The following is a 20,936-nucleotide window of genomic DNA, read 5'->3' on the forward strand; positions in this document are numbered from 1 at the left end:
CACTTCAAGTTCCCTTCCTGATTAATTTAGAAACACATTACCTTCATTGATTTCTTAAATCACTCCTCTAAGTAAACAATTAAGATAAATGTCCTATCTCAAAGCTCCTTTCCTAATTTTGGGATTGCGAATTAAGTATAGTTCAAAAATAAAGTTATACAATTGAGAAAAATTAAAATGTTAAAAAATTACATTCTCGTAAAATTTTTAACATTTACTAAAAAATATTTGTTATAGAGAGGAGATTCACATACCCATCAAGCTAAACTTTTGAAATATCTCCAAAACGAAAATTCTATCTCTTCATAATTATTCATACAATCCGATTCAGTTTTCCTTTCTATGGGGGCAATTTAACTCTTAACTTGATGGGCATGTGGCGTTACCTCTAGGAGATAGCTTCATCTAGATAGGATAATGTAAACATGAAAAAATAGGTAAAGTGGAAACACGTTTGTTTATTTGCAAAATGAATAAAAAGAAAACCCACTTGCAGATAAATGTAAGAGGGTATTTTTGAGCAGTAATTTCGTATCCATGTGTGCGTAAAAATTTTTCCGTTATCGCTCCCTTTGATAGAATCTATTTTTATATGGTTTTTTACCGAATTTTTTAAAAATTAAATTTTATGGCTTGATAATTCATTTAAAATGATTTAATCTTATGTCAAATGATATGTTTATCTATCAAAAATGCTTTTGTAAAGATAAAGGAGTGATTGAGAATGTTAAACGCCCCATTGATGGTAAGTCTTTAGGTACAGCAGCATTGAAAAGATTGGGAAGAACTGAGTGAGCTTTCACAATAAAGAACTCTATAACTTTATGTAGTGTTTGATACCCTTCGATTAGATTTTTTGAAAAACAAATCAATATTAATTGAATCAAAGTTTAGAAATTAAATATATGAGTAGTAGAAAAAATCCATTAGTTGTTATCATGTTCTAATAAAAAATGGGAAATGGAAATTCTGAGAAAACCTGTTCAGAAAGTAAGTTAGTGAGGGGAATTCAAAACCAATTTAATAAAAGCGAGGTAAATAATATGACTTTTGAAGAAAAATTACAAGCATATGCAGAACTTACGGTGAAAATCGGTGTCAATATTCAACCAGGGCAATACTTATTAGTCAATACATCAGTGGATGCATTGGATTTCGCCCGTATAGTTGTGAAAGAGGCTTATAAGGCTGGGGCAGGGCTTGTTCATGTTAATTTTTCGGATGAAGAAATGGAACGTGCTTACTTTGATTATGCCTCAGATGAAGAATTTAATCGCTTCCCAGAGTGGATAGTCAAAATGAATGATGAGCTGATCGAACGTAAAGGAGCACTATTAATGATAGATGCTACAGATCCTGATAAATTTACAGGTATTTCATCTGATCGTCTAGCTACCTATCAAAAGGTAGCAGGAGCTGCTCTGAGAAACAATCGCAACGCCGTAATGAAGGATTCAATAGCTTGGTCGATGGTAGCAGTTCCTTCACCAAAGTGGGCATCGAAGGTGTTCCCAGGTTTAGCAACTGAGGATCAAGTACCAGCATTATGGGAGGCTATTTTTAAAGCTGTTCGTATTGGTGACGGCAGTGCTATTGAAAAATGGCGTGAACATGTAACAAATTTAGAATCTCGTGCGGTCCTACTGAACGATAAAAAATATATGAAGCTTCACTATACAGCGCCAGGTACTGATTTAACAATTGCATTAGCACCACAGCATAAATGGGTTACTGGAGGTGGTAAAACTCCTGATGATACTATCTTTATGGCTAATATGCCGACAGAAGAGGTTTATACGTTACCGATGAAACAAGGTGTAAATGGCTATGTAAGCAATACAAAACCATTAGTTTATCAAGGGAATATTATCGATGGCTTTAAACTGACATTTGAAGAAGGAAAAATTGTTAAAGCTGAAGCACAGGTAGGACATGATTTATTACAAGAGCTTATTAATGTGGATGAAGGCTCTTGCTATTTAGGTGAAGTAGCACTTGTACCACATGAATCACCAATTTCAGCATCGGGAATTTTATATTTTAATACATTGTTTGATGAAAATGCATCGAACCATTTAGCGATTGGTAAAGCTTATCCAACTTGCTTAGAGGGTGGAAGAGATTTAGAAAACGATCAACTTGAAACGTTAGGGGCAAATATTTCAGTAACACATGAGGACTTTATGATTGGCAGCAGTGAGATGGACATCGACGGTATTCTACCAGATGGAACTGTAGAACCAATTTTCCGTAAAGGTAGCTGGGCATTTTAAGTTTTTAATTTGAATAAAGACCTGCGGTAGTATGTCAACTGAGAAATAACAAAGTTTAAAGTTGCCAAAGGTCAATTTGTTTAAAAAAGGCATCACGAAACTAAACCAGTAACGAATGTAATTTACTGGAAAATAATGAAAGGTAGCGATGACAAAAATTTATGTCATTCTTTCACACACCTTCCAGGCGTAAAAAGTTGGTGGCTACGTAGTAGCGCATCCACCAATCGCACAAATTTTCTTGCGGTTAGAACGAGTGCACGTTTGTGTTGATGTTTTGGTACTTCATTATATTTTTTCACGTAATACTCTTGATAATCTGATACATGCTTTCTTACTGAATTGGCGGCTTCAACTAAGTAATAACGCAAGTAATGATTACCTGTACGGGATAATGAAGTATCTTCAGCTGTAAAACGACCAGATTGGTGCTTTCGCCAGTATAATCCAGCGTATTTGGCTATTTTTGTTTCATCGTCAAATCTTTCGATTTGGCCAATTTCAGCAATGATACCGGCAGCGAAAACAGGACCTACTCCAGGAATAGATTCAAGTGTTTGGGTCAAACCAGCCATGATTTTTTTAATAGACTTTTCTAATTCCTTGATTTGCTGTTGAAACGTACGAATGACTGCGATGGATGTACCTAAGATGACATCTATTGAATCTTCTACAACCTTATCCAAGCGATAAGAAGCTTTCACAGCTTTTTGAATGGATGCTGCTACGCATTTTGGATCACCAAAACGGTTTCGACTTTTTTCCTGTAGGAACTCAGCGAGTTCTTCTAAAGGCATATTAGCTAGTTCCTCTAAGCTGAATTTTTCAAGAAATAGTTCTGTCATGGCGCTACCAAATACGGAAGTATCCACCTCTTGTGAAAATGTATTACATTTAAAACTTAGGTGTTGAAGAAAGTGTTGTTTTTCTTTCGTTAACATTTTGACAAGTTGGTATCGTGATCGAGTTAATTGCTGCAGTGCCACGTACTGGCTTTCTTTTACGATAGACATTTGATTGCGGCCAAATCGTAAGTAATCAGCAATGACATAGGCATCAATCTCATCGGTTTTATTCATGTCAGAATAGCTTTTCTTAAAATTTGCGACTTGCTTTGGGTTTAGGAGAAATACTTTTGCTCCAAAACGCTGTAAATCTATATCATGGTGAAGAAACATAGAAGGATGAAAGCTGTAAACAGAGGTGGATTCTAGGCCAATCTTAAGGATGTCGACCTCTTTCCCTGCAACACACTGTAATAATTTTTCTTTGAGTGTAGTAGCTCCTGGTAGGTCATTACTGACCGAAAAAGAATCCAGTTTTTCTCCATCACCATTTAAAAAGCAAACTTTCATATCAAACGAACTTACATCTAAACCAACAAATAATCTCATGTAAGAGACCTCCCTTCTATATTAGAATCATTTCTTGGACGTCTCGAGATATCTCTAGTGTGTACGCCGACCAACAACCTCGTGTATGAGAGCTAGTCCTGAATCGAAAGCCGCCCTAGAGCTACTATCATCTAGGTTCGAGGGGCAGGCTGCTCAGCCTGCGAGTAGGGAGTCCCGCACGTTCACTGAGAAACACTCTTCAAATGTGGTAAATCCACAGGAGGTGAAAGAATTGTCCCAAATGATCCTACAATCATTATCTAGAAATATCTTGAGACGTCCAAGTATTTTTATTTATAGGGCTCTTATTAAGAAGAAAATCTAAGCCTGTAATAGGGCTTAAATATTAATATACGAGGAGTAGAGTGGATGAAACGGTTACTAAGCATAATTAGTGCAACTATATAGGTGTTTCATCTGCTTTTGCTTAGGCTGAAAACTACCTCTTTAATTAGAAATAAAATGCATGCAAAGGAGATAGGCCAATGAATTTCTGGGAAGTTGTTTTGATAGTAGTGAATTTTAGTCTATTGAGTTGGATACTGTTAATAGGCAGAGAAACGAAAAAGTGGTCTAAATTAGCTACTTTGATTGCCGTTGTAATGGTTACAGTTCAGTTATTGGCAGAAGGTTTTAGGTGGCAGATGATTCCGGCATATGTATCCCCAGTTATCTTAATTTTATGCTATTTATTAGCTGGGCGGAAAAAGGGCTTTAGAAGTTCGGGTATATTCATAGTTAAGACTTCGTTACTATGTATCTATTTGTCTGTAGCAGTTGCGCTACCCTTACTTATGCCAGTATTTTCATTTGAAGAACCAACTGGTCCACATAGGGTCGGTACGAAGCTATATCATTGGGTTGATCATCAGAGAAATGAACCATATTCAAAAAATCCAAACGATCGGCGCGAACTGATGGTGCAAATTTGGTATCCTGCAGCTGAAAAAAGCAAGGGGGATCCAGAACCTTATATTCGTAACATAAATGAGCTCTCCAAGGGATTGAAAAAAACATTGTCTATTCCTGCATTTGCATTCAGCCACATGGAATTGGTAAAGTCTCATTCGTTTATGGATTTACAACTCTCAGACTCAGAGAATCACTATCCCATATTACTCTTCTCTCATGGTTTTAATGGTTTTCGTAATCAAAACACGTTTCAAGTTGAGGAGTTGGCTAGTCAAGGATATATTGTTCTAAGTATCGATCATACCTTTGATGCTGCAGCTACCGTCTTTCCAGGTGGTCGAACTGCTTACGTACAGCCCATCAATTTAACTGATGAAGGAGATAGTCACATAAAATTATGGGAGGAAGATGTCAGCTTTGTCCTTAATCAGATAGAGAAACTTAACGAAAACGATGAGACCGGTTTCTTTACAGGAAGACTGGATACCTCGCGAATTGGAATGTTTGGCCACTCTTACGGTGGAGCTACCGCAGCACAAATACTTGCAAAAGATTCTCGTGTCAAAGCAGCTATCAATATGGATGGTACATTGTATGGTGAAATCTTGCCTGAAAGTGGCATTGGAAAACCATTTCTGCTCATGAATGCAGAAGAGCCTGATGAAGCAGATCCCTTTGAAGTGAGGGAGCGATACGGACGCGGGTTAGCTGGCGGTGGTATGTCAATGGTCATTCCTCATACGGATCATACAAGCTTTACCGATTTACATTTGTTCTCACCTCTGTTGCAGAGCCCAGGTGAAAATCCAAAGGAAGTTCATCGTATTATTAACGAATTCAGCCTGGCATTTTTTGACCAGTATGTAAAACAGAAGGATGACGGCTCAACCCTTAAAAGGCTGATAACCAAATACCCGGAAGTGAATTTTAAAATAAACCGATAACTTTATGCAGAAAGTAACTCGTACCATTTCCTTTGGCTCTTGTATTTATTACATTAAAGAATTTAATTTCTTCATCGTTATCTAAATAATGAAATACTAAAAATGAAACATTCAAAGTACTATCAGTTTCAGGAATATAATTCTTTTTGAAAAGCTACATTCAGCAGCTGGACACTTTATTTGAGATTGTTTATTATAATATCAAATGATATATTTATCTATCAAAAATGACGACTTTATATAGAAAAAGGGAGAGATTGACGATGAAGAAAGATTTGTCAGCGTTGAAGGAAGCGAGATTTAATGCAATTCTTGATTCAGCTACTATATTGCTTGTTGAAAATCCTACTGCTTCGATGAATGAAATTGCGGAATATGCGGGAATTGGAATTGCTACACTCCATCGCTACGTCGAAAGCAGGGAGAAATTGATGCTGTTCTTGGGCCATCGGGCTATACAACTGGTAAGTGATACTGTAAACCAGATTCCACTGGATGAGGAAAGAAGCGAAAACTATATCCCGGAACTCATTGAAGCGTTAATCCCTTTAGGTGACAAAATCTATTTTCTAGGTCATGATGCATCTGTATTTAACAACAAAGAATTAGGTGAAGCAGAAGAGAAGCTGAGGGAACCCTTAAGACGCGTTATTGAATTGCTACAACAAAGAGGTTACTTTCAGCAAACAGTTAGCAGTGAATGGATTTTGAATACGCTTTATGCTCTGCTTTTCCATACCTGGGAACAGGTACATGAAGGAAATGTGGCTAAAAAATCTGCTGCAGAGCTTGTTTTAAATACATTTTATTATGGTTTCAAAGCTAAGGATGAATTGAGAGGGAAGTGAACTGATTCAAATCCATGATAATTAATATTAATAATATAGAAAGTGAAAAGGAGCAATAGGATAATGAATAAAATCTCTATTGTAAAGGCTGTTCATCAATCCATGGTCGGCGCCCAGCTAAATGTAATGGCATTGGAATACATGGCGTTTCCACTTGCAGGATCTGAGGAGAAGAACACAGTCGATTGGACATTTTGTAAGCTATGGCGGCAGGAGAACAACCGTTTTAGTCATCAATACGCCTATGAAGCTCAAATGGACGGGAAAACTTTAGGGATGATTACTTGCTATCCCATACCCGTTTTAAATCGTCTTGCCTGGCCCACTTTTAAACAGCTGCTTTCGTTCCGAAAGCTGGGTTTTGTTGTTTATAACATTCTGAATATCAAAATGCTTTATTCCATGTTTACCTTGAAGGAGGGAGAAGATGACGAGTTTCACATCGGAACAATTGCCTTACTGCCCGAAAGTCGAGGACTAGGGATAGGTACCAGATTAATTGAGTTTGCTGAGGAACAAGCTTCGCTGCAAGGCTTTGCCAAATGCTCTCTGACGGTAAAGAAAGAGAACCAACTTGCCATTAAATTGTATCAGAGGATAGGCTACCAGATTACAGGTGAAATCAATAAACCAAAGTTATCGTTGTACAGAATGGTCAAAAACGTAGAACCTTACAACCATTTATAAAAAATTTGTACAGTATTAGAGGGTACCAGCACATGCCCATAAGCTTAAGGATTCAAAATTACCCCAAAGTAAAAAATGTACATTTTTTACAAGTTAACACAAAATTTTAGCTTGATAGTGATGGGATGAGGCTTCTATATAAAAAAACACAGTTTACACTCAAACTGTGTTTTTTCGACGTATAATGCTTTATCAACATCTCTTTTTATTCTTTAAAATCTGCAACAGAACCAGGCCCCTCCTCAAAGTATAAATTCCAAGGGAGGAACCGTTTTTTTATTTACTTATATACGTACAGCTGTACCACTGACAGCAACCATTAACATTCCATCACGTACAACTTCGTAATCTACGTCAATACCAACGATAGCGTTCGCACCTTTTTGTTTTGCAAGTTCTTTCATTTCGTCCATTGCAATATCACGAGCGTCTTTTAGCTTACTTTCATAAGCACCAGCACGGCCACCGACAACATCACGAACTGAAGCGAATAAATCGCGGACAATGTTTGCACCCATAATAGCTTCACCATTTACAATATCAATATACTCAATAATTTCTTTACCTTGAATTCCAGACGTTGTTGTTACAATCATAACCGACACTCTCCTAATAAGTTGTAGTTTTGATAAGATTTCTTATGATTTAGAAAAAGTGGTTCTGGTACCAAAAATACTCGATAGAAACATAGAGTATTTTTGCATCAAAACCTTCAATTACATATGTCTTGTTATGACATATGCAATTAAATAAAAGGAATAAAATTGTTTAACATATGTATCGCTATAACATATGCAAGGGATCTATTAGAAATAAGATAAGCCGCAGTAAGCATCACCGTACCAGGTAAATATATAGCAAGATCCGAAAGTTGATTTGAATGAAGACCTGCAAAAATTATAATCGAAACGATGGATGCAATAGCAGTACCAACATATTCCGAAAAACGATTCACTAATATATGACGAAATATGATTTCTTCAATTATTGGCCCTATAATCCCAAATAGAAGTAATGTGAATATAATAGGCACCTCTGCGCCCCTTGTAAGGACCTGTTCTTGGTTCTCTGGCTGACCTATGTTTAGAAAATGCATAATAGAATTTTCCACAATTACCATAAGTAAAACCACCATAGGAATGCTTACTATTTTCAAAATTGTTTTCTCTTTAAAATAAGTAAAACTTTCAATAATTTCTTTCCTAAAGAAAATTATTCCTACAATAGCAGGTACAGTCAAACCGATGGCACTAAGAGCAAATTCTGATTCAACTAAATTACTGTTAGTTAAAAGTGATAGGCCAAATAATATGAACAAGCCAATTTGGAGTAGTGCAAACATTGTATAAACTATTAACATAATAATTTCTTTTTTATTCATTTTTATAAAGTTCACTTTATTGCCCCCGTAATTAAATTACCTATAATCTTTGATTTTTCTTTCTGCATAACGTTCTCCTTCTAAATATATTTATATTAAAACCGGACGGTTCGGTCTGAATCGAAATCTAATGATACTACAAGTTTCTAGTTTTTTAAACCCTTTTAACGAAATCAAAATGGTAAAAAGCAAATATATTTATATCTCAGTTGCTTATTTACAAGCAAATTTCAGTACTCATTAATTTTTGACAATTAGCTTTTTATAGAATGAAGTGATAAGGCTTTTAACTGCAAGGACTGCGGGAGATATCCTAATATACGAAGTGAAAGTGGGAGTAGTTCAAACACTTTAGCTAAACATATTAATAAAAATTATATATAATAATCATAGTCTATACGTTAAAATTAACTATATATTTTTACACCTTCTACAATTGTAGGTGAAATTAGTTGTATAACAGGACTGAATTAAATAATTGGACATGTTAATTTTGACAGAAAATTTATTTGAATGATATAGATAATACAATTTGATTACCTCTTTTCAAACTGTATTGTTTGAGGTTCACATAATATAGGGATGGATAATATATTTTTGTTCCAAACTTATTTATACTTACAAAAAAATTCAAGAAAATAGATGGTAAATATCACCTGGAATATTAAGCTCGTTTTTATTAGGAGGATTACAAAGTATGACTAAAGTTGATAAGATTAAAGAAAAAATTATTGAAACATCTTTATATTTATTTAATACTAATGGGATAACTCGCACATCCATACAGGATATAATGACAGCTACTGAACTACCTAAAGGATCTATTTATCGTAGATTCAAAAGTAAAGAAGAAATTGTCCTTGCTGCCTATGACAAAAGTGGTGAGATTATGTGGAGTCATTTGCATAAAGCAATGGAAAATAAAAAGACAGCAATTGATAAAATCCTTGCAATTTTCCTTGTATATCAAGATGCAGCTAATAATCCTCCTATTGCTGGAGGCTGTCCATTACTTAATAGCGCAATTGAAAGTACTGGAGTATTTCCAGAATTACAAAAAGCAGCAGCAAAAGGTTATGATGATACAGTAATGTTAATGGCTTCTCTCATAAAAGAAGGAATAGAGAAACAAGAACTTAAAGAAGATATAGATATTATATCGCTCGCTTCTTTTCTTGCATCTTCAATGGAGGGAGCTATTATGGCAAGTCGCGTATCTAACGATAATATACACCATCATTATTTTATTGAACAAATAAAACATCATCTTTTCTCTTATTCTAAATAAGTGAGAACTTGCAGTGTTTCCATCCGATTTTTATAAACTTAAATTGAATACATACCCCTTATGAACAGTATCTTTTGTTTATGAGGGGTATTTGAATAGCTTTTAGACGATGTTTCATGTTTCTTATTGAACGGCTTTGTTATCGTTACTACAGGAAAAGCAATAAAGAATTACATATAAACCGATTTATATGTTTTAAGTGTTTCTATATTGGGTTTGTAAATCTACACAATAAGGTTTCATTGTATATAATAAGTGGAATAGAAGTTCAGTTAGATAAAATTCGGTAGTCGAATTTTTTTGCATAAAGCTGTATAATGCTTGTAACGAAAGGGAAATACAGGAAGGGATTTGTAATGAGTTACTATGGAAAAAGATAAACAACAATTAAGCGTTGAAGTTGCAAGATTATATTATCAATCAGATTATAGTCAGCAAGAAATTGCTAATAAATTAAATATTTCAAGACCGACGATTTCTAGATTGTTAAAGTACGCGAAAGAAAAAGGGTTTGTTCAAATTAGCATCGCTGATCCATTTGCTGATTTAGATAACGTCGGGAATTTACTGAAAGAAAAGTACAACTTGTTAGAGGCACATGTGGTATTTTCTCCAGTGCCGGAATATGCAACGATTACAGAGTATATAAGTAAATATGCTGCTGAGTATATGGAAAAGACGGTTAAAAACGGTGATATTGTTGGTGTAAGCTGGGGCATGACTATGTATGAAATCGCTAGAAAAATCGTATCGCAACATGTAAAAGGGGTAGAGGTTGTCCAGCTAAAAGGTGGTATTAGTCATTCAAGTGTAAATACATATGCGAATGAGACGATAGCTTTATTTGCAGATGCTTTTCAAACGACGCCAAGAAATCTACCTCTTCCGGTTATATTTGATAATGCAGTGACAAAAGAATTAGTGGAGCAGGATCGACATATTCATCACATTATCGAAATGGGAAAACAAGCGAATATTGCAATTTTCACTGTAGGAACAGTGCGAGACGAAGCGCTATTATTCCGATTAGGTTATTTCGATAAGGATGAAACAAATTTACTCAAAAAACAATCGGTTGGTGACATTTGTTCACGTTTCTTTGATGGAGACGGAAATATTAGTAGTGAAGAAATCAATAAGCGTACCATTGGAATTGAGTTAGAGGAACTGAAATTAAAGAAACGCTCTATTTTAGTTGCAGGTGGTAATAGAAAAATAAAAGCAATTGATGGTGCGTTACGTGGCGGGTATGCAAATGTATTAATTATCGATCAGCATACAGCAAAAGAACTGTTACATTATCAAAAAGGTTAGAAATAAAAGGAGTTCTCAAAATTAACATATTGAGAACTCCTTTTATTTTGTTATGTATGAATGATAGGAGTCTTTTTTGAACACAAATTGCTTTTTTAAAAATAATTATGGATATGGAGATACATACTACCATTGTTAACATAGAAAATTTGATTATATATGAAGTGTTCTTTGTTAGAATGCGCTTTATTTACTACAAGAAAATGCCTTTTAAAAAAGAATGAACAAAATTTCAAAAGTGTATTTACATTTGTTCAACTAAGAGTTAGAATGAAGTTGTTAAAAGATATGAGGAGTGAAGATAATGAACATTGCAAAGTTAATTGACCATACAATTTTAAAAGCTAATACTACTAAAGAAGATGTTATGAAAGTAATCGAAGAAGCAAAGGAATATAAATTCGCTTCTGTTTGTATTAACCCAACATGGGTAAAATTAGCGGCTGATGAACTAGCTGGACATGATGTAGACGTTTGTACTGTAATCGGTTTCCCATTAGGAGCAAGCACTACTGAAACAAAAGCATTTGAAACAAAAGATGCTATCGCAAAAGGTGCAACTGAAGTTGATATGGTAATCAACGTAGGCGCTTTAAAAGATGGCGATAACGAATTTGTTGAAAAAGACATTTATGAAGTAGTACAAGCAGCAAAAGGAAAAGCTCTTGTAAAAGTAATCATTGAAACTTGCCTATTAACAGATGAAGAGAAAGTACGTGCTTGTGAATTATCAGTAAAAGCTGGTGCTGATTTCGTAAAAACTTCAACTGGATTCTCAACTGGCGGAGCAACTGCTGAAGATATCGCATTAATGCGTAAAACAGTAGGACCAAACGTTGGTGTAAAAGCATCTGGCGGTGTTCGTACACGTGAAGATGCAGACAAAATGGTAGCTGCTGGAGCTTCTCGCGTTGGAGCAAGTGCTAGTGTTGCAATCGTATTAAATGATGCAAAAGGTGCTACAGATAACTACTAATCGATAAAAGCTTAAAGCAATAGATATACGTTTAAAGTATATCTATTGCTTTAATAATTGAAAAAAATGTAAGCGGATACGAATGGGAGGAAACGGCTTATGAAATACTTAATCGGTGTTTTTGGCCTCGTATTGATTTTAGGTATCGCTTGGCTTGCTAGTAATGATAGAAAGAAAGTCAAATATCGTCCAATCATAACGATGGTTATATTACAATTCATTTTGGGGTTTCTATTATTAAATACAAGTGTAGGGAATATATTAATTAGCGGAATAGCAGATGGTTTTGGAGAGCTATTAAAATATGCCGCTGACGGTGTGAATTTCGTATTTGGTGGATTAGTAAATCAAAAAGAGTTTTCGTTCTTTTTAAGTGTATTAATGCCAATCGTATTTATATCAGCCTTAATAGGTATTTTGCAACATATTAAAGTATTACCTATTATTGTGAAATCTATCGGTCTAGCATTAAGTAAAGTAAATGGAATGGGGAAACTAGAATCATATAACGCTGTTGCATCTGCGATTTTAGGACAATCTGAAGTATTTATTTCAGTTAAGAAACAACTAGGGTTATTGCCAGAGAAAAGAATGTATACATTATGTGCATCAGCAATGTCTACAGTTTCTATGTCTATCGTTGGATCATATATGGTGTTATTAAAACCACAATATGTTGTAACCGCTTTAGTGCTTAACTTATTCGGTGGTTTCATCATTGCTTCTATCATTAACCCATATGAAGTTACTGAGGAAGAAGATATGTTAGAAGTACAAGAAGAAGAGAAGAAGACCTTCTTTGAAGTATTAGGGGAATACATTATTGATGGATTTAAAGTTGCGATTACAGTAGCAGCTATGTTAGTCGGTTTCGTTGCTCTTATCGCATTCATTAATGCAGTATTTAAAGGTGTAATCGGTATTTCATTCCAAGAAATTCTTGGTTATGCATTTGCACCATTTGCATTTATTATGGGTGTACCTTGGCATGAAGCAGTTAATGCCGGAAATATTATGGCAACAAAATTAGTATCAAATGAATTTGTCGCTATGACAGATTTAGCACAAGGAAACTTTAATTTCTCAGATAGAACGACAGCGATTATCTCTGTATTCTTAGTTTCATTTGCAAACTTCTCTTCAATTGGGATTATTGCAGGGGCAGTTAAGAGCTTAAATGAAAAGCAAGGGAATGTAGTCGCAAGATTTGGTTTGAAATTACTATTCGGTGCAACATTAGTAAGTTTCTTATCAGCAACAATCGTTGGCTTATTATTTTAATAGATTTATATAATATAAAAAGGAATGGTGATTGTAATGAGAATGGTAGATATTATTGCAAAAAAACGTGACGGCAAAGAATTAACGACTGAAGAAATCAAATTCTTTATTAATGGATATACAGACGGAAGTATTCCTGATTATCAAGTGAGTGCGCTTGCAATGGCAATCTTCTTTAAAGATATGACAGATCGCGAACGTGCAGATTTAACGATGGCGATGGTTGAGTCTGGAGAAACGATCGACTTATCAGCAATTGAAGGAATTAAAGTAGACAAACATTCAACTGGCGGTGTTGGTGATACAACAACATTAGTATTAGGACCGTTAGTAGCTGCTTTAGATGTACCAGTAGCAAAAATGTCTGGTCGTGGTTTAGGACATACAGGCGGAACAATTGATAAATTAGAAGCGGTAGAAGGATTCCACGTTGAAATTACGAAAGAACAATTCATTGATATTGTAAACCGTGACAAAGTAGCTGTTATTGGACAAACAGGAAACTTAACACCTGCAGATAAAAAGATTTATGCATTACGCGACGTAACAGGAACTGTTAACTCAATTCCTTTAATCGCAAGTTCAATTATGAGTAAAAAAATTGCAGCTGGTGCTGACGCAATCGTACTTGATGTAAAAACAGGTGCTGGTGCATTTATGAAAACAGAAGAAGATGCAAAAGAATTAGCACATGCAATGGTACGTATCGGAAATAACGTAGGACGTCAAACAATGGCAGTTATTTCAGATATGTCACAACCTCTTGGATTTGCGATTGGTAATGCTCTAGAAGTGAAAGAAGCGATTGATACGTTAAAAGGTGAAGGTCCAGAAGATTTAACAGAATTAGTACTCGTATTAGGAAGTCAAATGGTCGTACTTGCGAAAAAAGCAAATACGTTAGAAGAAGCTCGTGAAATGCTAATTGAAGTGATGAAGAACGGAAAAGCAACTGAGAAGTTTAAAGAGTTCTTAAGCAATCAAGGCGGAGATAGCTCAATTGTAGACAATCCAGAAAAAATGCCACAAGCGAAGTATGTAATTGATGTACCTGCAAAAACTTCAGGTGTTATTTCTAACATTGTTGCAGATGAGATTGGTATTGCAGCTATGTTACTTGGTGCAGGTCGTGCAACGAAGGAAGATGAAATCGATTTAGCAGTAGGATTAATGTTACGTAAAAAAGTTGGCGATGCAGTAAAAGAAGGCGAGCCTTTCGTAACAATCTACGCAAACCGTGAAAATGTAGAAGATGTAAAAGCAAAAATTTATGAGAACATCTCTATCGCTGAAACAGCAGTGGCTCCTAAATTAGTTCATACAGTTATTACTGACTAATCATCATTTCATTTACTTTGAGGGGGAAATAATATGGATAAGAAAAAATATATTGAAGAAGCAAACAAGATGTTATCGAAAGCGTATATTCCGTATTCTAAATTTCCTGTTGGCGCAGCGTTAGTTACGAAAGAAGGGAAAATCTATACTGGTTGTAATATAGAAAATGCTTCTTATGGTTTATGTAACTGTGCAGAAAGAACAGCAATATTTAAAGCGGTATCAGAAGGGGAGCGCGATTTTAGTTACTTAGTTATTACAGGAGAAACTGATGGACCGATTTCACCATGTGGTGCGTGTAGACAAGTAATTGCTGAATTCTGTGATCCGAAAATGCCTGTATTACTAACGAATGTAAAAGGTGATGAAAAAGAAGTGACTGTTGAGCAATTACTTCCAGGTGCTTTCACAATTGACGATTTAAAATAAGTTAAAAAGCCATTTTGCAATTATTAATTGCAGAATGGCTTTTTTGTTCATATTCCGTTCATAAACTTTGCGTAAAATGATTGCAGCGAATATGGAAAGTTTACAGCAGGAGGAATATAATGAAGAAATTCTATAATGCGGCATGTAGTTACTTATTGGTTTATGATTTTGCTAAAAAAGTCATTTAAATAGATAGGAGTGGAAAGTATGATAGCACTTTTATCAAGTGTCATAGCGGTTTGTATGGCTGTTGGGGTAATGTTTCTACGTTTTAAAGCAGCGAAAAAGCCGATAACGAAAAAGAAAATTATATTACCACCAATTTTTATGAGTACAGGCGCGATGATGTACTTTTTACCAGATTTTCGATTAACATCGTTAGAAATAGTCGAGGCAATTAGTATAGGGATTATTTTCTCTATTTTTCTTATTAAAACAACTAAGTTCGAAATAAAAGGCGAACATATATTTATGAAACCGTCAAAAGCATTCATATTCATTTTAGTAGGCTTATTAGCTGTACGCGTGGCATTAAAGTCATATTTAAGCCAATCAATTGATTTGGCAGAGTTAAGCGGAATGTTTTTCTTACTTGCATTTGCGATGATTGTGTCGTGGAGAATTGCGATGTATCGCTCGTTTACTAAATTAAAAAAGACAATAAAAAGAGCTGGAATTTCTATATAGGAAATCCAGCTCTTTTTATGTTTTATTAAAATTCTTTAGCTCGGAACTCATTTGCTTAATTTTAAACGTATTTGAGCATCTTGTAATGCAGCAGGTGTAACGTTAAGACCATTTTGATCAACAATTTTTGTGTTTAATAAAATGGAATCTAAGCTTCCACGAAATGTTTGTGTATAGTTTTGGCGCAAAATTTGTTGTTCTTGTTTTTCATCAACTGTTAATCCATTCGCTTTTTCTTTTTTTGACAATTCGTTAATACGGAATAAAATGTTTTTCATTTGTTTCACCTCTAGTTAAATTTAATTACATTAGCTACTTACTAATGTATAGTTATTGTAACCTATCTTTTAATAAGTGTCAATGTCTATAAAATGCTTTGTTTTGTATGTGTATGGATGAGAGAGGATGTAAATGAATACTAATACTTGAAATAGAAAAGATGCTAATATACAATACTACGGTAGGGTATAAAGAGTTGTTGTTTTACATTATGAAAGTAATAAGTAAAAAGGAGTATGCAATAATGAATGCAGTAATTTCAAAGAAAGAAACAATCATCTCATATACGATTGCTATTTTATTTATTTTAGTTATGGTAACAGCTGGTGTGTTATTAAATGATCCGGAAGTTATTCTGCCGGAAATAGCAGCGATGGCAATTGCTTTATGGGCGTATCGTGAGCCAGGATGGTTAAGACAACCAGAAAAAATCTTTATTGCACCGTCAATAACAGCTGTTATTGGTTTTGCAGTGAATCAAATGGATATTTCCTATATAGGAAAAGTTAGCTTAACACTTATATTAATGATGTTGTTTTTATGTGTTATTCAATCCAATTTAGCACCATCCATTGCGACAGGTTTATTACCGTTAGTAACAAATGCGACGGAATGGTCATTTGTTATCGCGGTATTCGCTTTAACATTTATTTTAATGATAGGTGTTCTTATATTTAAATTGAACAACGGTATTGAGCGAAAAGTGCAAATACAGTATAAATATATGACTGTATTTCTAATACTAAATTTCGTATGGATTAGTTTATGCTGGATAACTGGTTATGAACAATTAGCAGTTATTCCACCAATATTAGTTGTCGTGTATGAATCACTTCAAAAGCCGATGTACAATGAAAAAATGGCTTTTAAACAAATAGTCGTATTAACTGCATCTGCAACTGTTGGAACAATATTGTACTTTGCGATTGATTCATGGATTGTAGTCACTTTATTAAATATGATATTAATGCTTATTTTATTAAAAATTGTTGGTGTACGTATTCCGGCAGTGTATGCATTTCCATTATTGCCGCTCGTATTTCCAGATGGAATGATAAAGATGTTACCAGTAGCTTCATTTGTTGCGGGAGTATTTTTATTTGGTGCAGTACTACTGTATAAAAAGTGGGAGATGAAGCAAAAGGGCATGGCAATGTAGATAGAGTAAAGATAGCTTTTAATTAGTAAAATAAATAGACACCTGTGAGTGTCTATTTATTTTATGAAAAATTTAGTTTAATTCATTTAAGTAATGAACAAGTTCCGATGCTTTAGAGAAAAATGGAGAATGATCAGCTTCTAAAGTAATAATTTTCTTGCAAGGTGTTTCTGTATTCATTCGGCGCTGAAAATCAATTGGAATCGCTCTATCTAGAGTCGTTTCAATATAAATGCGATCTATGGCTCCAAAGTTTTCTTCAGATATTTTCAGCTCTTGTTGGAAGGGTCCTAGTGGTTGAGGACGCATTTGATTAAAAGATGCTTCTTTAATAGAACCGTCTTCTGTAGCATTTAAAAATGTTTGTTCAATTAGATTAGGTATAAGTTCAGCAGTCAAGTCATTTTCATTTATAGTGAATTGCGGGCCATCTTCTCCGTCTAATTTACTACCAAGACTTTCTCCATTTCGTGGTAAGAAAGCACAAAGATATACTAATTTATCGATTTTATTTGGTATAAGTTCAGCAGTTTGAGTAATAACGATTCCACCCATACTATGTCCAACAAGAATAACCTTTTCATTTTGTTGATTTATATTAGCTGTTACTGCATCAACATAGGAATCTAACGTTATATTTTGTGAAGGAGTTGTATCTTTCCCACTTCCAGGTAAGTCTAGTGTAATAACAGTGTGACCTAAAGCCTCTAGTTGAGGTTTTACTAATTCCCATGCCCATTCACCTTGCCATGCTCCATGTACTAAAATGTAAGTACTCATTTAATCAACACTCCTCTAGGGTATATAAGTTTCATCTATTTGTAATATTGATGATGTATACTCAGTGTAAATGAAGTGGTTTCATAAATATAATGAAGGTTATTTATAGATGATATAAATATATTTTATATAAGGAGAACAGAATGAATGTTTTTGATTTTAAAGTCTTTACATATGTGGCTCGTTTAAATAGTATTAGTCTGGCAGCAAAGGAATTACATATGACACAGCCAGCAATAACCCATATTATTAACAAATTAGAGAAACGATATGCTATAACGTTATTTGATCGCTCTAGACAAGGAACGATTCTAACTGAAAATGGCAAAGAATTTTTAGTTGGTGTGAATCGACTTCTAATGGAGTATGAAAAACTTGAGGAAACAGCTTTCCAGTTGAAGAATAAAAGCTTGTATAAAATTGTACTAGCTACGTATCCTTCCGTTACTGTATATTGTTTGGCGGAGTGTATTCAACTAGGGAATATTGATCATAGTCAATATGTACTTGCAGTTCGAGAAGGAAGCTATCAAGAAGTGTTAGATTGGCTATCATCAGGTAGTGCAGATTTTTCTATTTCTATAAAAGAAAATTTAATACAAGGATTTCATTATGATGTCATTGGTGAAGATCCGTATGTTATGGTTTCTTCAAAAAAAGTTCCGCCTAACCTTACTATTAATGATATAAAAAATTATCCTTTTATTATGCCGCTTTCTGGTTGCAAAGAAGTGCTCGAACCGTATTTGATGAAAAATGAAATAACAGTTAATAAAGTGATGGAGTCAGAATCAATTAGTTCAGCATTAGCACTTACTATACAAGTTAATGGCATAACAATCGTTCCGTTATCAGGACTACATAAGCAAATTATTAATGATTTCATTGTGCAACCGATAGAAATTACAATTCCACGACAACTTATTATGCAATGGTCACCTAAAAAAGAGAATGACCCGCTGTTTCTCGCGTTTGTTAAGAATTTATTAGCTCAACTACAGCAAAAGAAAAAATGAATATAATATTACAAAAGATAAGCTCATTTCACTAGAGCTTATCTTTTGTATGTATTACCAATAAAGAGCAGTATCATAAAATCCGATTAAAATAAGGAGAAAACCAGCTATACGCTGAATGCTATTTCCTATTTTCCTGCTCTTCTTTAGTAATGCCCCGTTTAATCCCAGATAGGAGATGAAGGACATTAATACGACGATAGGAAGAGCAGTTCCTATCGAAAAGAACGTTGGAAACAAGTACCCGTAATTAAATGATAAAGATAAAGGGATTAACGTTCCAAAAAATAGAACGAACATAGTCGGACAAAAAGCTAAGGAAAAGAAGAATCCGAGTAAAAATGAACCAACTTCATTTTGATTTCGTATAAATTTAATCGAGAAGAAATATCTTCTTTTTATAATACCTGACAACAGTAGCCCCATTAAAATTAATAGGGGTCCCATCATTTTTCGTAACCATGGAAAATACAAAGTCAATATTTGCTGAATCTCTTTTCCTAAAAACCATACTAATAGTCCAAGCGTCGTAAAAGCCATTATTTTTCCTAAAATGAATAAAAGTATATGTTTCCATACATGTTCCTTTTGTAAAGATTGGTTGCTATAAAGTGTAATAGCACTAATGTTTCCTGTTAATTGGCAAGGAGCAAGGGTACCTACTATGCCTAATAAAAACGAAAATAAAAGAGGTACAGATTTCGTAGCATTCGCGGCATCCATTAAAGGAGACATGAGTTGATAGCTCCATTCACTAATTGTTGAAAACACGTTATATTCACCCTTCTACTTAAATTGGAATGTTCCTTCATTAGCAATCTGCTTCCACGTATTACCCTCATCTGTAGAGAGGAATACATTTGATTTCATTGTAGCAAATACGATTTCGGCTGAATTTTGAGGGTTTTGTGAAATATACATAATTGCATCTTTAGAATCTAAAGGTGGAATTTGTATGTTTGTTTCTTCATTTGTAGCAATGGATTTCTTCGTTACGATTTGCTTATTGATAGGCGCATAAATAACATCTTCATTACTTAATGTAATTGCGGTCGATTCAAGTGATTTAGCGAATATTTCAAACGTATTTCCGTAATCTGTAGATAAGTAAACACCATCTTTAGTACTTACCGCGACTACACTAGATTGATCTGGATGTACTGAAAAGGAGTGGATTGCACTTGAAAGCCCCTTCAATTTACTAGTTTTCCATTCTTGTCCATTGTTCGTACTGAAGTAAAAACCTTGTTGCAATTTAGAATTTGGACGTTCATTGTATAAATAAATTGTTTCCGTATTATATCCGACAGCAAGGTTATGAAAATCAGATTCTCCATAAAAAGCTAGCTTTTCGAGAGTATTACCACCATCAGAACTTTTCATTAATCCTAAAGGATTTTTTAAATTTGCTCCTGGTTCAGGATGACCGCTGGCAAAGAATCCGTTCTTCGTTGCTTGAAAGCCCATATAATCATGTAGTCCAGTTTTAGCTTCAAGCCATTTGCCATTTTGATAAACTTTTATCCCGCTATGAGTGGCGATAGAAACCCCAGACATATTTCCTGCATAGCCAATTCCGTGAATGTGCTCGATTTTTCCAGATGTAATTTCTTTATAGAAGTCTTGCGGACTCGTATTTGCTGTTTCTATATTTTTTGGTTGAGATTGCGCCGTTTCTTTTTTCACTGGTGCTGTTTCGACGTTGCTAGAACATCCTGAAATTATTAATAAAGAAGTAATTGCTAACCCTGTTGCTACATAATGTTTCAAAGTTATGGCTCCTTTCCTATATATGAGATTTTAAGTATATGGAATAAATATCAAGAAATTGTGGAGTGGTATGCATAATTTAGCGTGGAAGAGGCCCGAGTAATGAAAATTCTCCTTTCGCTATGAGTATAATTAATTGACGAAAAATTATAACAATAATAGAATAAATTGTATTGATGA

General features: G+C 34.5%; 20 protein-coding genes. 13 read left to right on the forward strand and 7 right to left on the reverse strand.

The annotated features are described in order from the left end of the window. Positions 1–1,043 precede the first annotated feature (1,043 nt). Positions 1,044–2,273, forward strand: coding sequence for an aminopeptidase (locus MHH55_RS03435; protein ID WP_000141967.1), 1,230 nt, complete (start codon positions 1,044–1,046; stop codon positions 2,271–2,273). Positions 2,274–2,437: 164 nt separating this feature from the next. Here the strand turns inward: MHH55_RS03435 and MHH55_RS03440 are convergent, their stop codons facing one another. Continuing rightward, positions 2,438–3,667, reverse strand: a complete 1,230-nt coding sequence (locus MHH55_RS03440; RefSeq protein ID WP_340880302.1) for an IS110 family transposase — start codon at positions 3,665–3,667, stop codon at positions 2,438–2,440. Positions 3,668–4,152: 485 nt separating this feature from the next. Between MHH55_RS03440 and MHH55_RS03445 the strand changes: the two genes are divergently transcribed. From MHH55_RS03445 to MHH55_RS03455, 3 genes are all read left to right on the forward strand, one after another. Continuing rightward, the gene (locus MHH55_RS03445; protein ID WP_078188008.1) at positions 4,153–5,523 is read left to right on the forward strand and encodes an alpha/beta hydrolase family protein; all 1,371 of its coding nucleotides are present in this window, start codon (positions 4,153–4,155) and stop codon (positions 5,521–5,523) included. A gap of 263 nt (positions 5,524–5,786) precedes the next feature. Next, positions 5,787–6,371, forward strand: a complete 585-nt coding sequence (locus MHH55_RS03450; RefSeq protein WP_000710981.1) for a TetR/AcrR family transcriptional regulator — start codon at positions 5,787–5,789, stop codon at positions 6,369–6,371. Positions 6,372–6,434: 63 nt separating this feature from the next. Beyond that, positions 6,435–7,058 (forward strand): GNAT family N-acetyltransferase, encoded by a 624-nt coding sequence (locus MHH55_RS03455; RefSeq protein ID WP_001033856.1) that lies wholly within the window; start codon positions 6,435–6,437, stop codon positions 7,056–7,058. A 284-nt stretch (positions 7,059–7,342) separates the two neighbouring features. Here the strand turns inward: MHH55_RS03455 and MHH55_RS03460 are convergent, their stop codons facing one another. Further along, on the reverse strand, positions 7,343–7,654 hold the full coding sequence (locus tag MHH55_RS03460; protein ID WP_000637505.1) for a heavy metal-binding domain-containing protein: 312 nt from the start codon (positions 7,652–7,654) through the stop codon (positions 7,343–7,345). A 149-nt stretch (positions 7,655–7,803) separates the two neighbouring features. Beyond that, a complete protein-coding gene (locus MHH55_RS03465) occupies positions 7,804–8,454 on the reverse strand; it encodes a CPBP family glutamic-type intramembrane protease (protein ID WP_001009308.1) in 651 nt (216 codons plus the stop codon). Between the two features lie 682 nt (positions 8,455–9,136). Here MHH55_RS03465 and MHH55_RS03470 point away from each other — a divergent pair. The 7 genes from MHH55_RS03470 to MHH55_RS03500 all read left to right on the forward strand — a co-directional run bounded on the left by MHH55_RS03470 (position 9,137) and on the right by MHH55_RS03500 (position 15,752). Beyond that, positions 9,137–9,727, forward strand: a complete 591-nt coding sequence (locus tag MHH55_RS03470) for a TetR/AcrR family transcriptional regulator (RefSeq protein ID WP_078187043.1) — start codon at positions 9,137–9,139, stop codon at positions 9,725–9,727. A 366-nt stretch (positions 9,728–10,093) separates the two neighbouring features. Beyond that, entirely contained in the window at positions 10,094–11,041 is a 948-nt protein-coding gene (locus tag MHH55_RS03475; protein WP_078187042.1) for a sugar-binding transcriptional regulator, read from the forward strand. 304 nt (positions 11,042–11,345) lie between these two features. After that, positions 11,346–12,017, forward strand: a complete 672-nt coding sequence (gene deoC / locus MHH55_RS03480; RefSeq protein ID WP_001017440.1) for a deoxyribose-phosphate aldolase — start codon at positions 11,346–11,348, stop codon at positions 12,015–12,017. Between the two features lie 99 nt (positions 12,018–12,116). Continuing rightward, positions 12,117–13,298, forward strand: a complete 1,182-nt coding sequence (locus tag MHH55_RS03485) for a NupC/NupG family nucleoside CNT transporter (protein ID WP_000876188.1) — start codon at positions 12,117–12,119, stop codon at positions 13,296–13,298. Positions 13,299–13,334: 36 nt separating this feature from the next. Then, the gene (locus MHH55_RS03490; protein WP_001983022.1) at positions 13,335–14,636 is read left to right on the forward strand and encodes a pyrimidine-nucleoside phosphorylase; all 1,302 of its coding nucleotides are present in this window, start codon (positions 13,335–13,337) and stop codon (positions 14,634–14,636) included. A 33-nt stretch (positions 14,637–14,669) separates the two neighbouring features. Beyond that, on the forward strand, positions 14,670–15,065 hold the full coding sequence (locus tag MHH55_RS03495) for a cytidine deaminase (RefSeq protein ID WP_000358533.1): 396 nt from the start codon (positions 14,670–14,672) through the stop codon (positions 15,063–15,065). 207 nt (positions 15,066–15,272) lie between these two features. After that, the gene (locus tag MHH55_RS03500; protein WP_017656786.1) at positions 15,273–15,752 is read left to right on the forward strand and encodes a CcdC family protein; all 480 of its coding nucleotides are present in this window, start codon (positions 15,273–15,275) and stop codon (positions 15,750–15,752) included. 47 nt (positions 15,753–15,799) lie between these two features. On the opposite strand, the gene MHH55_RS03505 is transcribed toward MHH55_RS03500, so the two are convergent. After that, complete coding sequence (locus MHH55_RS03505) at positions 15,800–16,030, reverse strand: DUF896 domain-containing protein (protein ID WP_078187041.1); 231 nt, start codon at positions 16,028–16,030, stop codon at positions 15,800–15,802. 245 nt (positions 16,031–16,275) lie between these two features. On the opposite strand from MHH55_RS03505, the gene MHH55_RS03510 reads away from it, so the two are divergent. Next, entirely contained in the window at positions 16,276–17,190 is a 915-nt protein-coding gene (locus tag MHH55_RS03510; protein WP_078187040.1) for a hypothetical protein, read from the forward strand. A 72-nt stretch (positions 17,191–17,262) separates the two neighbouring features. Here the strand turns inward: MHH55_RS03510 and MHH55_RS03515 are convergent, their stop codons facing one another. After that, positions 17,263–17,970 (reverse strand): alpha/beta fold hydrolase, encoded by a 708-nt coding sequence (locus MHH55_RS03515; RefSeq protein ID WP_000109165.1) that lies wholly within the window; start codon positions 17,968–17,970, stop codon positions 17,263–17,265. A gap of 143 nt (positions 17,971–18,113) precedes the next feature. On the opposite strand from MHH55_RS03515, the gene MHH55_RS03520 reads away from it, so the two are divergent. After that, positions 18,114–18,986: a LysR family transcriptional regulator gene (locus tag MHH55_RS03520; protein ID WP_063245903.1), complete on the forward strand. Its 873-nt coding sequence runs from the start codon at positions 18,114–18,116 to the stop codon at positions 18,984–18,986. Positions 18,987–19,040: 54 nt separating this feature from the next. Here MHH55_RS03520 and MHH55_RS03525 read toward each other — a convergent pair whose 3' ends face one another. Further along, a complete protein-coding gene (locus MHH55_RS03525) occupies positions 19,041–19,757 on the reverse strand; it encodes an urease accessory protein UreH domain-containing protein (protein WP_000493100.1) in 717 nt (238 codons plus the stop codon). Between the two features lie 15 nt (positions 19,758–19,772). Then, positions 19,773–20,756, reverse strand: a complete 984-nt coding sequence (locus MHH55_RS03530; protein ID WP_025687216.1) for a F510_1955 family glycosylhydrolase — start codon at positions 20,754–20,756, stop codon at positions 19,773–19,775. Positions 20,757–20,936 lie beyond the last annotated feature (180 nt).

The organism is Bacillus sp. FSL K6-2944, assembly GCF_038005385.1.
Taxonomy (GTDB): Bacteria; Bacillota; Bacilli; order Bacillales; family Bacillaceae_G; genus Bacillus_A; species Bacillus_A cereus.

Bases quoted from the DNA above. Each gene is read 5' to 3' on its own strand.
- MHH55_RS03505 (WP_078187041.1), bottom strand. From the start codon at position 16,030: ATGAAAAACATTTTATTCCGTATTAACGAATTGTCAAAAAAAGAAAAA.
- MHH55_RS03485 (WP_000876188.1), top strand. From the start codon at position 12,117: ATGAAATACTTAATCGGTGTTTTTGGCCTCGTATTGATTTTAGGTATC.
- MHH55_RS03470 (WP_078187043.1), top strand. From the start codon at position 9,137: ATGACTAAAGTTGATAAGATTAAAGAAAAAATTATTGAAACATCTTTA.
- MHH55_RS03520 (WP_063245903.1), top strand. From the start codon at position 18,114: ATGAATGTTTTTGATTTTAAAGTCTTTACATATGTGGCTCGTTTAAAT.
- MHH55_RS03500 (WP_017656786.1), top strand. From the start codon at position 15,273: ATGATAGCACTTTTATCAAGTGTCATAGCGGTTTGTATGGCTGTTGGG.
- MHH55_RS03495 (WP_000358533.1), top strand. From the start codon at position 14,670: ATGGATAAGAAAAAATATATTGAAGAAGCAAACAAGATGTTATCGAAA.
- MHH55_RS03475 (WP_078187042.1), top strand. From the start codon at position 10,094: ATGGAAAAAGATAAACAACAATTAAGCGTTGAAGTTGCAAGATTATAT.
- MHH55_RS03510 (WP_078187040.1), top strand. From the start codon at position 16,276: ATGAATGCAGTAATTTCAAAGAAAGAAACAATCATCTCATATACGATT.
- MHH55_RS03435 (WP_000141967.1), top strand. From the start codon at position 1,044: ATGACTTTTGAAGAAAAATTACAAGCATATGCAGAACTTACGGTGAAA.
- MHH55_RS03490 (WP_001983022.1), top strand. From the start codon at position 13,335: ATGAGAATGGTAGATATTATTGCAAAAAAACGTGACGGCAAAGAATTA.
- deoC (WP_001017440.1), top strand. From the start codon at position 11,346: ATGAACATTGCAAAGTTAATTGACCATACAATTTTAAAAGCTAATACT.
- MHH55_RS03455 (WP_001033856.1), top strand. From the start codon at position 6,435: ATGAATAAAATCTCTATTGTAAAGGCTGTTCATCAATCCATGGTCGGC.
- MHH55_RS03515 (WP_000109165.1), bottom strand. From the start codon at position 17,970: ATGAGTACTTACATTTTAGTACATGGAGCATGGCAAGGTGAATGGGCA.
- MHH55_RS03445 (WP_078188008.1), top strand. From the start codon at position 4,153: ATGAATTTCTGGGAAGTTGTTTTGATAGTAGTGAATTTTAGTCTATTG.
- MHH55_RS03440 (WP_340880302.1), bottom strand. From the start codon at position 3,667: ATGAGATTATTTGTTGGTTTAGATGTAAGTTCGTTTGATATGAAAGTT.
- MHH55_RS03460 (WP_000637505.1), bottom strand. From the start codon at position 7,654: ATGATTGTAACAACAACGTCTGGAATTCAAGGTAAAGAAATTATTGAG.
- MHH55_RS03450 (WP_000710981.1), top strand. From the start codon at position 5,787: ATGAAGAAAGATTTGTCAGCGTTGAAGGAAGCGAGATTTAATGCAATT.